12 protein-coding genes are annotated in these 12,703 nt (G+C 66.6%); 10 read left to right on the forward strand and 2 right to left on the reverse strand.

The features are described 5' to 3' along the window. Positions 1 to 4: 4 nt before the first annotated feature. From ACFVH2_RS06675 to ACFVH2_RS06705, 7 genes are read left to right on the forward strand one after another with little or no spacing between them, the layout of a single operon-like run. Positions 5 to 1,102 carry a glycosyltransferase gene (locus tag ACFVH2_RS06675; protein WP_378420303.1) on the forward strand — a complete coding sequence of 366 codons (1,098 nt, stop codon included), beginning with the start codon at positions 5 to 7 and terminating at the stop codon, positions 1,100 to 1,102. Beyond that, on the forward strand, positions 1,099 to 1,764 hold the full coding sequence (locus tag ACFVH2_RS06680; RefSeq protein WP_378420302.1) for an SGNH/GDSL hydrolase family protein: 666 nt from the start codon (positions 1,099 to 1,101) through the stop codon (positions 1,762 to 1,764). The genes ACFVH2_RS06675 and ACFVH2_RS06680 overlap by 4 nt, the downstream gene beginning before the upstream one ends. Beyond that, the gene (locus ACFVH2_RS06685; RefSeq protein ID WP_378420301.1) at positions 1,761 to 2,531 is read left to right on the forward strand and encodes an SGNH/GDSL hydrolase family protein; all 771 of its coding nucleotides are present in this window, start codon (positions 1,761 to 1,763) and stop codon (positions 2,529 to 2,531) included. The genes ACFVH2_RS06680 and ACFVH2_RS06685 overlap by 4 nt, the downstream gene beginning before the upstream one ends. Further along, positions 2,528 to 3,850 carry a hypothetical protein gene (locus tag ACFVH2_RS06690; protein ID WP_378420300.1) on the forward strand — a complete coding sequence of 441 codons (1,323 nt, stop codon included), beginning with the start codon at positions 2,528 to 2,530 and terminating at the stop codon, positions 3,848 to 3,850. The genes ACFVH2_RS06685 and ACFVH2_RS06690 overlap by 4 nt, the downstream gene beginning before the upstream one ends. Beyond that, complete coding sequence (locus ACFVH2_RS06695) at positions 3,847 to 5,181, forward strand: Wzz/FepE/Etk N-terminal domain-containing protein (protein WP_378420299.1); 1,335 nt, start codon at positions 3,847 to 3,849, stop codon at positions 5,179 to 5,181. Before ACFVH2_RS06690 ends, ACFVH2_RS06695 begins: the two co-directional genes overlap by 4 nt. 1 nt (position 5,182) lies before the next feature. After that, positions 5,183 to 5,938, forward strand: coding sequence for a hypothetical protein (locus ACFVH2_RS06700; protein ID WP_378420298.1), 756 nt, complete (start codon positions 5,183 to 5,185; stop codon positions 5,936 to 5,938). Then, positions 5,935 to 7,368 (forward strand): O-antigen ligase family protein, encoded by a 1,434-nt coding sequence (locus tag ACFVH2_RS06705; protein WP_378420297.1) that lies wholly within the window; start codon positions 5,935 to 5,937, stop codon positions 7,366 to 7,368. The genes ACFVH2_RS06700 and ACFVH2_RS06705 overlap by 4 nt, the downstream gene beginning before the upstream one ends. On the opposite strand, the gene ACFVH2_RS06710 is transcribed toward ACFVH2_RS06705, so the two are convergent. Both ACFVH2_RS06710 and ACFVH2_RS06715 read right to left on the reverse strand, forming a co-directional pair. Further along, complete coding sequence (locus tag ACFVH2_RS06710; RefSeq protein WP_378475691.1) at positions 7,278 to 7,988, reverse strand: polysaccharide deacetylase family protein; 711 nt, start codon at positions 7,986 to 7,988, stop codon at positions 7,278 to 7,280. The genes ACFVH2_RS06705 and ACFVH2_RS06710 overlap by 91 nt on opposite strands. Continuing rightward, positions 7,939 to 8,934 (reverse strand): glycosyltransferase, encoded by a 996-nt coding sequence (locus ACFVH2_RS06715; protein ID WP_378420295.1) that lies wholly within the window; start codon positions 8,932 to 8,934, stop codon positions 7,939 to 7,941. The genes ACFVH2_RS06710 and ACFVH2_RS06715 overlap by 50 nt, the downstream gene beginning before the upstream one ends. Before the next feature lie 136 nt (positions 8,935 to 9,070). Here ACFVH2_RS06715 and ACFVH2_RS06720 point away from each other — a divergent pair, with 136 nt between their 5' ends. Genes ACFVH2_RS06720 through ACFVH2_RS06730 form a run of 3 tightly spaced genes read left to right on the forward strand, consistent with a single transcriptional unit; the run spans position 9,071 to position 12,703 of the window. After that, entirely contained in the window at positions 9,071 to 9,880 is an 810-nt protein-coding gene (locus ACFVH2_RS06720) for a hypothetical protein (protein ID WP_378420294.1), read from the forward strand. 28 nt (positions 9,881 to 9,908) lie between these two features. Continuing rightward, positions 9,909 to 11,480 carry an acyl-CoA ligase (AMP-forming), exosortase A system-associated gene (locus ACFVH2_RS06725; RefSeq protein ID WP_378420293.1) on the forward strand — a complete coding sequence of 524 codons (1,572 nt, stop codon included), beginning with the start codon at positions 9,909 to 9,911 and terminating at the stop codon, positions 11,478 to 11,480. Next, entirely contained in the window at positions 11,477 to 12,703 is a 1,227-nt protein-coding gene (locus ACFVH2_RS06730) for a pyridoxal-dependent decarboxylase, exosortase A system-associated (RefSeq protein WP_378420292.1), read from the forward strand. Before ACFVH2_RS06725 ends, ACFVH2_RS06730 begins: the two co-directional genes overlap by 4 nt.

Here is a 12,703-nt window from a genome sequence, read left to right on the forward strand (position 1 = left end):
GGTAGTGACGCTGATCAGCCCCGACGGGGCGTACGGCGGACCTGCTCGGGTGGCGCTGAACCAGAGCGTGGAGTTGATTCGTCGCGGGTACAACACGATCATCACGGCCGGCACTCGAGGGTATACGGTGGCCCCGAAAACGGTGGACGACGTGCCGGTCCGGCTGTTCACCGCCCGGACCTTGGTTCCCGGCACAGGTTTCGCCGGTCTCGGCGCGCCCGGTCTCGGTCGCTGGTTCCGAAGCCATCGCGCCGAGTTCGACGTCGTGCACATCCACCTGGGCCGCGACCTGGTGGTGCTGCCGCTGGCGGTCGCAGCGCGGCGTTACGGGATCCCGTACGCACTGCAGACCCACGGCATGGTCGCGCCGTCCAGCCGTCCGCTCGCGGCGCCGTTGGATGCGGTGTGGACGCACAAGGTGCTCCGCGGGGCCGGAGCCGTGTTCTACCTGACTCCTGCCGAGCGTGAGCAGCTAGTCGCGGTCGGGGGAGAATCGCTGCGACTGACACAGCTCGGCAACGGGGTGCCGCACTACTCCCGGGACGCCGTCGACTGCGGTACGCCAGAGGTGCTCTTTGCTGCCCGCATGCATCCGCGAAAGCGGCCGACGGCGTTCGTCGAGATGGCCCGGCTCCTGCTGGACAACGGTGTCGATGCGCGATTCACGTTGGTCGGGCCCGACGAGGGTGAAGGCACGGCATTGCGCAGGTCGATCGGGGCCGACCCGAGGATCGTCTGGGAGGGTGCGCTCGATTCGGCCGCAGTCCCGCGTCGGATGGCGGGGGCCAGCGTGTACGTCCTCCCGTCCGTCCGCGAGCCGTATCCGATGTCGGTGCTCGAGGCGATGGCCGTCGGGGTTCCCGTGGTCGTTTCGAACGACTGTGGGCTCGCACCGACCGTCAGCCGGACCGGCAGCGGAATCGTCACCAACCCCACAGCCCCCGCGCTGGCAGCCGCGGTCGGGACCCTGTTGGGGGACCGCTCCCGGGCGCTGGAGATGGGGCGGCGAGGCCGATCGACGGTGCGCACCGAGTTCGGCATGGCCGTCATTGCAGACCGGCTGCTGGCCACGTATACCGACCTGGTCGAGGCCGTGTCGTGAATCGCCGGCGCCGCATCATCCCGATCGTGTCGGCCGCCGCGGCGGTGATCCTGGTCGCAGCCCTCGTGACGGCCTCGGCGATCTTGCGGGGGAGCAACGAGGGGGAAGCACTTCCGCACCCGCTACGGATCGCTGTCGTCGGGGATGACTTCACCGCCGGACGTCAGAACCGGGTGGTCTGGCCCACCCTGCTGGCCCAGCGCACCGGGTGGTCCGTGTCGAATTTCGCGCTGCCGGGCGCCGGTTACCTGGCGGACGGTGCGGGCGGGTATGCGTTCACCTACCAGGTGGACCGGGCTCAGGGCGCCGACCCGGATTTCATTCTGGTGTTCGGTGGACTGAAGGACACCGGGTTCCCCGAAGCGGCTCCGATCCAGGCGGGCGCCGCCGCCGCCATTCACAAGATCGTTCTCGGCGGCGAGAGGCCGCTCGTGATCGGACCTACGTGGTACGAAACCCCGGTGCCGGAGGCGGTGACCCGGGTGTCCGACGCGGCCCAGGCCGCCGCGAAGTCGACCGGCGTCCCTTACCTCGACGCCCTCGATCCTCCGTGGCTGACGCCGCCACTGATGCAGGCCGACCGTGCGTACCCCACGGACGAGGGCCAGTCTCTCCTCGCGGACAGGGTCGCGGCGTGGGTCCGCACGGAGGTCGTCAGATGACGGGGCGACGGTGGCTGGACGCTGCCCTGATCACGCTCGCCGCGGCGGTGCTGGCCGGACTCGCGGTGGTCGTCGTGTCACCAGGTACCCCGACGCCCCAGGCGGCGCCGACAACCGGACAGATCGAGCGCCCGCATGCCGATTCCGGGGCACCGCCGGCCGTCCTGTTCATCGGCGACTCGTACACAGGAGGCAGCGGACCACTGAAAGAAGTGTCCTACGCCTGCCTGGCGGCGGTCCGGATGCGGTGGCACTGTGACCTGTCGGCGGTGCCGGGGACCGGGTACATCAGCGGCGGTCCCCCCAATCGCTTCGTCGTCAACGAGTATGTCGGGGACTCGACCTCCTTCGCCGAACGCATCCCCAAGCTGGCGGACCAGTACCAACCCGACATCGTCGTCCTCGACGGTGGCCGGAACGACGTCTTCGCGCCCGGCGAAGATGTCTTCAAGGCGGTGGTCTTCACCATCGGAGAGGCACGTAAGGCCTGGCCCGCCGCGAAGATGGTGTTCCTCAGGCCCCGGTACCTGTCGAGCCCTCGCGACGACCTGGGATTTGACGACGGCTTCATGGCTCGCCTCGAATCCGACCCGGCCACCGCCGGTGTCCTCTTCCTCGACCCCATCGCGGACGCGCCGTTTGCCGTCGGAGACACCTCTTTCCTGCTCGCCTCGGACGGGAAACACCCCAATCCCCGCGGCGAGGAAGAGCTCGGTGCGGCCCTGGCGGCATCGCTCGTCGCTCACGGCGTGGATCCCTCGTCATGAGCACCGCGCTGCGCGCTTACGTGCGTGTCCTTCGCGAGCGATGGCGCTGGCCGGCGTGGGGGATGCTCCTGGGGGTAGGGGCCGCTGTGGTCGCACTGCTGGTGGCGCCCCCGCTCTACCGATCGACGGCGACCGTATTCATCCGGACGCCCGGGGACGTCAGCCGCGCGGTCGACGGCGGTGACACCTACGCCCAGCACCGCGCCGGAAACTACGTCGAACTCGCCGGCAGCACCGACCTCGCCGCGCGGGTGGTGCGGGATCTCGGCATCGATCTGGCACCGGAGACTCTCGCCCGGCGGACCACGGCGACCAACCGGCCCGGCACCGTGCTGATCGATGTCGCCGTCGACGCCCCCACCGCGGGAGAGACCCAGCAGACCCTCACCGTGTTCCTGCACGAGTACGCGGCGGCGGTGAAGGCACTCGAAACCGTGACCGGTTCGGTGGTGCCCCGCGCGGAGCTCGCCGTCGTCGACCAACCGAGTCCGCCCACCCGGGTGTCCTTCTGGGGACTGCCCCCGCCGGCGGTGTTGCTCGGGGCGGGCCTGGTCGGGATGCTTCTCGGGGCGACCGGTGCGGTGCTGCGTTCGGTCTTCGACCGCGCGGTCCGTGACCCGCGCGACGCCGCCCGCATCTCTGGCAAGCCGGTACTCGGATCGATCGGCGATGTTCCGGCAGGGTCGGCCGTGGAGAGCAGCCGTCTCATTCGGCGTCGACTGCTCTCGGCGATGGGTGATCCCGACCGAGGCGTCATCGCGGTCGCCGAGCCCGCGGCCAGGTCCGTGACCGCCGCGACGGCTGTCGCGCTGGCCGACGCGCTGCGCGTTCAGGGCGATTCTGCGATCCTCGTCGATCTCGATCACACCTCGTGGGAGTTGACGAAACTCTGTGACGGCCAAGGGTGCCCGGGTATCACGGACGTCGTTCTGGGACATGCCGCCGTCTTGGAGGCAGTGCATGACTCCGGGCACGGACCAGTGCTGGGTGCCGGCAGCGCAGCCGACTTCCCGCTGCACTCGATCGACCCGACCGCTCTGCCCGCCGTCGTGCGCGAGCTCCGCGAGAACTACGCCTGGGTGGTGCTTTCCTGCCCGTCGGTCGCGGCGGCCGATGCGGTCGTCGGCGCGGCCGACGCGATTGTTCTGGTCGTTCGGCACGGCGTGACCACCGAGGACGAATTGCTCGACACTTCTGCATCCCTGCCGACGGCGACGACCGTGGCCGTGGTTGTCGACCATGCCGTCGACCGCAGTGCAGTCAATGTGTTCAGCGTTTTCAGTGAACGTCGGTCCAGGGAAAGGACGAGTGCAAGATGAATGTGAGAACGTTCCTCGCTGCGGTCCGGCTGCACTGGAAGCTGTTTCTGTCGGTTGTCGTCGCCTGTGTCGTCGTCGGTGTGGGCGCGGCACTGTTCGCCCCTGGGAAGTACGTCTCGACCACTCAACTGCTGGTGTCGATTCAGGGTTCCGCGACGGCCACCGCGTACGAGAACGATCAGGTGGTGTGGGGGCGCGTCAACTCTTACGTCGACCTGCTGACCAGCGAGGCTGTCAACCAGCGAGTCGTCGACAAACTGGGGCTGCCGCAATCGGCGCGGGAACTCGCCGACAACGTCAGTGCCACGATCGTGCCGCCGAAGACCACGGTCATCGACCTCGCCGTGGCCGACACCTCTCCGGACCAGGCACGACTGCTCGCAGACACGCTGGCCGGCGAATTCATCGCGTACACCAACGCGCTCGAGACACCCACCGGTGTGGACGGCCAGAAGGTGCACACCACCGTCGTCACATCGGCGAACACGCCGCACCGGAGGCTTCCCGGACCACTGACGTTCGGAGCTCTCGGGGCGCTGGTCGGTCTGGTGTTGGGGGCGGTCGCGGTGTGGATTCGCGACCGTTCAGACCCGATCATTCGGAGTGCGGACCGCGCTGCGGCGGTGTCGGGCACGCCGGTACTCGGGGCCGTCGGGTCAGCGCGCGAGACCGACGGGTCGGGCCTCGACGAGTACCGCCACCTGCGTATGCGATTGCGATCTCGCGCCCCCCGTTCGGAAGGGGTCGAGGAGGCCGCGCAGGTGTGGGTGGTGACCTGTCCCGCCGGAGAGACGGATGCCGCAGCGTTCTCGACGAACCTGGGACGCGCCCTCGCGGCAGGGGGCGACCGGGTAATCGTGGTCGAGGCAAACCCGGCGACAACGGGGACCGTCGACGGTCCAGGACTGTTCGACGTGCTTGCCGGGTCGGTCTCGGCGGATCAGGCAATCCGATGCGGCTTGGACGGCCCGGACGTGATGCCCGCAGGTGTTGGGGACAGTGTCGATGATCTGCTGGCGGCAACTGCGATGGGGAAGTTGGTCACCCGGTTGGGCGCCGCCTACGTCCACGTCGTCATCGACGCCGCGCCCGTGCTGTCGACCGCTGCAGCCGCAGTGCTTGGTACGCACGCCGACGGCGTTCTGCTCGTCGTGGTCCCAGGTGCCACCCTGAGGCGCGACCTCACCCGTGCCGTCGAGAATCTTCGGACCACGGGCGCGCCGCTCGTAGGAGTCGTGATGTACATGCCACCCCATGGGCCCGGTGCGTTCGACAGCATCTCCGAGGGAGCGAACGACGCATTGCTCATTCGATCGCAAGAGGGAGTATGACGTGGATCTTTTCGACGTTGCACGGTCTTGCTTTCGGCGATGGTACGTATTCCTGCCGATGATGATGGTCGTGGTGTGGTTCAGCCACAACGCATACGCCGGTGTGAAGCCCGTTTACTACGCGAGTGCCACGGTCGGTTTCGCGCCGCCCAGCGTTGTTCAACCCGACATCGGAGAGGTGCGCCGCAACGCGCTCGTGGATACCGGCGGGGCATCGCTCCTGGCCAACCTGCTGGCGATGGGCCTGAAGGATCCGTCGGTGGTGCAGCAGGTGGTCGCAGCGGGTGGGTTGCCCGACTACAACGCCAAGGTGATGGAGCTACCGCCTCCCGGTGGTCAGCTTCCGCTCGTCATGATCGAAGCCACGAACGCGGATCCCGCCGCGGTAACGAAGACGCTTGAACTTGTTGCAGCACAAGGTGATGTAACGCTTCAAACTCTGCAGCGCAACGCTCGGGTGCCCGAAGACCGGATGGTGGGGCCATTTTCGGTACAGCCACCCGGTACGCCGGTACCGGGGATGCCGAGCCGGACCCGTTCCACGGTGACGATATTCGTGGCCGGCACCGGTCTCGCAGTCTTGGCGACGGTGCTGCTCGACCTGCTGTTGATGCGACGCAAGGACCGGAACGCAGTGCCAGTTCCCGCGCCGCCCGCCGACGCCACCCATTCAGGTCCGGGCCCCGGACAAGATGACGTTGAGGTGCCGAAACTGCCGGAAAATGCTGTTGGAGATCCAAGTTCGGATGGCGGATGAACACGCCATTGTCTGAGAGCGGGCCTACCTCGATCGCTGCGAGGCGCCTCACCCCGCCACCCCAACCGCGGGAGAAGACACCGTGGCTGATCGGATTCTTCTGCCTGCTCGTCCCTGCGCTCCCGGCGATCTCCGTCTTTCCCGGGCCGCTGAGAAGCAATGGCTCACCCGCGAGAATTGTCGCGATCCTGTTCTTTGCGCTCGCTCTCCTGGGGTTCGTGCTGGTGTCTCGGTCCGGGGAGACGCGAACGGTGAATCCGGGTGCCGTACTGATCGGCGTCTACTTTCTGATTCAGCTCCTCGTCTACGGCGTCGGGATCATGCATTCCGGCAACGCGGTGCTCGAGGCCAGCAAGACTCGCGCAGTTCTGAGCCTGGTGGCCAACGTCGGCATCGTGCTCTACATCCTCAAAACGGTCAAGACCGCTCGGCAGCGATCGATTGTCCTCGGCGTCCTGGTCACCGGTTTGACCTTCGCCTGCGTGGTCGGACTGCTGCAGAGCCTCACAGCAATCGACCTACGGTTCCTCTTTCAGCCCCCCGGATTCGTGCTCAACACCGAAGCGGCGGGACTGGCCGGTCGCAACGGCGCGCTACGCGTCGTGGGCACGTCCGATCATGCAATCGAGTTCTCGGTGTTGGCCGCGGCGGCGGTTCCCCTGGCCCTGCACCTTGCGCGTTATGCCGTGAAACCGCTGCACCGCCAGCTTTCCACCGTCGCCTGCCTGATCGCCCTCATAGCGGTGCCGGCCGCAGTGTCGAGATCGGGCGTGACCTCCCTCGTCGCGGCCCTCCTGGTGTACATGTTCGCGATGAGCCTCAGGCAGCTCGGCTATGCCGTTCTGATCGGCCTGGGTGTTCTGGCGGGCTACCGAGCCGCCTTCTCCAGTTCCTGGAACGCACTCTGGGCGACGATCGTCAATTCAGAAGAGGACGTGAGCATTACGTCGCGAGTCGGCGACTACGCGGCAGTGTCGAAGACATTCCACGAGCACCCCTGGTTCGGTCTCGGTCTCGGGGGATCCCCGCCGACCGAATATCGCTTTCTGGACAACGAGTGGCTGCAGTCGACCGTCCAGGGCGGCGCACTGGGTCTGGCTGCCATGGTCCTGCTGACTGTCAGCGGCATAGCGGGAATCGTGGCAGGATTGCGCTGCGCCAGATCACCACGAGAGCGGGACCAGGTGTACGCGATAGGTGCGGCCTTCGTCGGTGTTCTCGCCTCGAGTACGGCGTTCGACCTGTTCAGCTTCCAGCAGGCAGCATTCATGTATTTCATCCTCTTCGGCCTGCTGTGGTCGACGTACTACCCTTCCGGACTGCGGCGCCGCCCGTCCTCTCATCGCAACCGCTTCACGACACCCTTACCGGCAAGCAATGCCGTCTGTATCAATGACGATTCGGTCAGTACATCGTCGCGGAGCGTCTGAGCGGTGTCGCCCCTGCGGACGCTGAATCGTGGCTGAATCCATGAGCCCACACGGGCGGCGCGGCGGTCGCTGGTGTGTACTGCTGTGTAGCCGAGTCCGCGCAGATCCGCTAGCAGTCTGCGGTCGTATCGGCCGAGCGGAACCGCAGCCTCGTCGATCGGACCACCGGCGGCGTCGGCGATCCGGTGTCTGGCCTCGACGAGTTCGCGGTCCCGAATCGAAGGCGTCATGCCACGCCAGGACTGATGGTCCATGCCGTGGGTGCCGATCGTCATGCCCCTGCGCCGCAGTTCCCGGACATCGACCTCGGTGAGACTGCCTGCAGCGCCGAATCTTCCGGCCAATATGAAGAATCTTGCCGTGAGGTTGCGCTGTTCCAGTGCCGCCAACGCGATCTGAGCGTCCGAGGCATTGCCATCGTCGAAACTGATCTCCACCCGTGGCCACGTCATGATTTCGTCGAGAATCCGATGGAACTCGTCGACTGATATCCAGTAGCCGTCCTCGCCCAACTCGAGTTCGCCTGCGGGAGTACCTATCCCATGGAAGCAGATGTTGAGCAGTCTCCTGTCAGTCATCCGATGTTCCCCCGAGACCAGGGAAGCCACGGCCACGGCCACGGCGAGTCGACTCGTCCCGGCCCCAGGCATCGGCCGGGTCCGGAACCCGGCGCGCTTTCACAGCTGCCAAACCTGTGATCACCAAATAGGACAGGGCCGCCGGTGCAAGCCGGGGGTGTGGCACCACCACGTCCCGCAGCCATGCGAACCGGTCCGAGGGCCGAATGTCCACTGCGACCTCACCCGTCCGACCCGCAGCCCGCATAGCCGAGTTGCCGCGCCTCACTCGTATCAACCGGCGCACCAGATCCCGAGTGTGGTACGGAGCGGCGACGACGGTAGCCACATGGTTCACCTGTCTCTTCGCGGCCGAATCGAACTGGGAGTCCAGGAACAGGTCATCGGAAACCATGTCGGGGAATCGATCGAAGCGAGCACGCCCCTCGGCAGACAGCGCGATCATGCCGCGGCCGAACAATCCGTCGCGGAAGGCAGGAAGCCGGGAATTGATCGAGAAGTAGTGGCGGACCGGCCACGGTCGGCCGGTCAGGTCGAGGTCGCGGCGCGGGACGGCCGCGAGGGGGCGAGAATCACGCGCGTCCCCCGTCGCCGACGTCAGCACTTCGCACAGTGCTCGCGGCACGTCGGCTGTCACGACGATGTCGGCATCGAGGTAGATGCGCGGAAAGCCGAGCGCGACGTCGTCACCGGCATTGAGTGCCTTCGGCTTGCTGGCCTCCGACACCTCGACCACACGCACTCCGGGTCTCGCTGCGACGACGGCGGTGTCGTCGACGCAGCCGTTGGCGACCACGGTCACGTCGAACTCTCCAGGCCGGGCGTCGGCCAACAGCGTGTCCAGGCAGAGTCCGATCACCGTCGCCTCGTTGTGTGCCGCGATCACGATGCTGGTCATCGCGACACCGAAAGCCTCTGAGATGCCGGGTACATGCTCGCCCTTTCGAGCCCATCTGGTCAATCGATCATTCGAAACGTCGCCATCCAAAGGTATGCCCGGTGAACAAGCAGCGCGTGCGATTCCGCAACACGCGGCAACCCAGTGGTCATTGCCGTATTTTTACGCCATGTCGGTTGATCGAACCGTCGAGCTACGACCTATCGACCCAGCGGACGTGCATCCGGTGGCTGAGTTCCTCCATGCAGAGTTGAACTCGCGCGTGAGCTCCGAAGCGTGGGCAGCGGCGATCACCCCACAATGGTCAGCCGAACAACCGAACCACGGGTTTCTGCTCCGCGCGGGGGACCGGGTCGTCGGCGTCTACCTGGCCTTCTATTCCGAACGCACAATCGACGGCTGGCCGGAGAGATTCTGCAACCTGGGGGCCTGGTGCGTGCTCGACGCGTACCGGGCGCGGGGCGTGCGCCTGCTCTTCGCGCTGCTCGCGCAGCGGGGTTTCCACTTCACCGACCTGTCACCCAGCGGCAACGTGGTGCCCCTGAACATCCGACTCGGGTTCGCCGCACTGGACACGGCGACTGCGCTGGTGCCCAACATGCCCACACCGATGTGGTCGCGGCGAGTCCGGGTCGTAAGCGAGCCGGGGGAGATCGAGGGCGCCCTTCGGGGGCACGACCTGCAGATATACCGTGACCATGCGCGAACTGCAGCGGCCCGCCACGTTGTCCTGCTCGATGGGGCCGCGACCTGTTACATCATCTTTCGCCGAGTCAGACGAAAGAATCTGCCGCTGTTCGCATCGATACTGTACGTCGGAAATCCCGAACGATTCCGCAGTGTCGCTCACCATTTCTTTCGCTATCTGCTGCTGCACCACGGGATCCCGTTCACTCTCGCGGAATTGCGGGTGGTGGGTAACCGTCCCGCCCGCTCGATCATGGTGACATCGAGGCCAAAGATGTTTCGTAGCGAGAGCCTGCGCCCCGATCAGATCGATTACCTGTACAGCGAACTCACCTGCGTGCCCTGGTGAGAACCGTGTTCAGCACAGGAAGGACCCGATGTCCATGAGGGCCAACCTGCACCATCTGCTCGAGCACCGTGCACTGTCGCACCCCGACGCCCCCGCGCTCACCGCCAAGGACGACACGAGCAGCTATGCCGAGCTCTGGGAACAGGCCCGCGCTGTGGCGAAGGGGCTGCACCTCGTCGGTCTGACGCGGGAGCAGCGGGTGGCGGTCTACCTGGACAAGCGCATCGAGACCGTAGCCGCGATCTTCGGCGTATCCGCGGCGGGCGGCGCCTTCGTGCCGGTGAACCCGCTGTTGCGGCCGCAGCAGGTTGCCCACATCGTGAACGACTGCGGTGCCCGGGTCCTGATCACCTCACCGGAACGGCTGTCGTTGCTCCGTGACCAGTTGCAGGGCTGCCGCTCGGTCGAGCACGTGGTGCTGGTCGGGTCGGCTGTGGATGGCTCGCCGGAACGGTACGCGGTCCATCGGTGGACGGAGTTTTGCGACGATTCCGCCGAGCTGCCGCCGAGCGGCGCCATCGACCTCGACGTCGCCGCGATCCTGTACACCTCGGGGAGCTCCGGAAGCCCGAAGGGTGTCGTGCTCAGCCACCGCAACCTGATAGCCGGTGCAGAAAGCGTCAGCCAGTACCTGGGCAACACCGCGGACGACGTCGTGCTGGCCGCCCTGCCCCTCAGTTTCGACGCCGGCCTCAGCCAGCTGACCACCGCGTTCAGCGTCGGCGCTCACGTCGTGCTGATGAACTACCTGGTACCCCGAGACGTAGTGCGGCTGTGTGCACAGCACGGCGTCACCGGACTGACCTGCGTGCCGCCGCTGTGGATCCAGATCGCGGACCTGGAGTGGCCGGCCGAGGCGACGGCCTCGTTGCGCTACTTCGCGAACACAGGCGGACGGATGCCGAAGCCCACGCTGGACAGGCTTCGCGAACACTTTCCCGGTGCGCTTCCCTTCCTCATGTACGGGCTGACCGAGGCCTTCCGGTCCACCTACCTGGACCCGGCCGCGGTCGACGAGCACCCGGACTCGATCGGTATGGCCGTTCCCAATGCCGAGATCCTGGTGGTGCGACCAGACGGTTCGGCCTGCGACCCAGGGGAGGAGGGCGAGTTGGTCCACCGCGGCGCACTGGTCGCGCTCGGCTACTGGAACGACCCGGTTCGGACCGCCGAGCGGTTCCGGCCGGTGCCAGGCAGGGATGCCCGGTGGCACAACCCCGAATTGGCCGTCTGGTCCGGAGACATGGTGGTCGCCGACGAGGACGGCTTCCTGTACTTCGTCGGCAGGAAGGACGAGATGATCAAGACCTCGGGCTACCGGGTCAGCCCGACCGAGATCGAGGAGGTTGCCTACGCGACCGGCCTCGTGCGCGACGCCGTGGCGCTGGGCGTGGAGGACCCACGACTTGGTCAACTCGTGCTGCTGGTCGCCAGTCCGGCAGGACCCGACGGACTCGACCCCATTGCCCTGCTCGACGCGATGAGGAGTCGGCTGCCGGTCTACATGGTGCCCGCGTCCGTCGTCGTGCGGACTGAGCTTCCCCGATCGCCGAACGGGAAATTCGATCGCGCCCAACTGCGTGCGGAGCTCGACCCATGAACCACCGACCCGCGGTCGCCGCATTCGGAGCCGTGGGCGGCCAACTCGCTGTTGGAGGGATCCCGCTCGACCGCCTGGCCGAACGAGTGGGTTCGACCCCGTTCTTCGCCTATGACCGCGCCTTGCTCACCGCTCGAGTGGAACTGCTGAGGAGGACGCTGCCCAGGCAGATCCAGCTGAGCTATGCAGTCAAGGCCAACCCGATGCCGGCGGTGGTCCAGCACCTGGCGGGACTGGTGGACTCGTTCGACGTGGCGTCGGCGCTGGAGATGCAGACCGCGCTGGACACACCCATGCCGGCCTCCAAAGTCAGCTTCGCCGGCCCCGGCAAGACCGATGCCGAGATCGCCCGGGCGGTCGCCGCGGGGGTCACCCTCGAGATTGAGTCGGCCTCCGAGTTCACCCGGCTGGTGGCGGCCGGCGATCGCTTGGGCTTGCGCCCGAGAGTCGCGATCCGAGTGAACCCAGATTTCCAGGTCAAGGGGTCCGGCATGCGGATGGGTGGCGGACCTCAGCAATTCGGCGTGGACGCAGAACAGGTACCGGCGCTGTTGGCGGATCTCGCGTCCGCGGACGTGGAGATTCTCGGGTTCCACGTCTTCGCCGGATCGCAGAACCTCAATGCCGACATCTTGTGCGATGCCCAGCGCAGGACGGTCGACTTGATGCTGGCACTGGCAGCCAGGACACCCTGGCCAATCCGCTACCTCAACCTGGGTGGCGGCTTCGGCATCCCCTACTTCGACAGGGACTCACCGCTCGATCTGCCCGCAATCGGCGCTAACCTGGCCGAACTGGTTGGGGAGACGATCTCGCCGAACCTGCCCGATGCGCGGGTGGTGATCGAGTTGGGCAGGTACATCGTCGGGGAATGCGGCGTGTACGTGACCCGGGTGGTCGACCGCAAACAATCCCGCGGACGAACGTACCTGGTGGTCGACGGCGGCTTACATCACCAACTGGCCGCCTCCGGCAATTTCGGCCAGGTGATCCGCCGGAACTACCCGATCGCCGTCGGCAACCGCATCGACGAACCCGTCGACGGCACCGTCGACGTGGTCGGCTGTCTGTGTACGCCGCTCGACCTGCTGGGAGACGACGTTGCGCTGCCGTACGCAGAGGTCGGCGACCTGATCGTGCTGTTCCAGTCCGGCGCCTACGGACTCACCGCCAGCCCGACAGCGTTTCTCGGACACCCCGCGCCTGCCGAGGTGCTCGTCTAG

Source organism: Rhodococcus sp. NPDC127527 (assembly GCF_042672245.1).
GTDB lineage: Bacteria > Actinomycetota > Actinomycetes > Mycobacteriales > Mycobacteriaceae > Rhodococcus_G.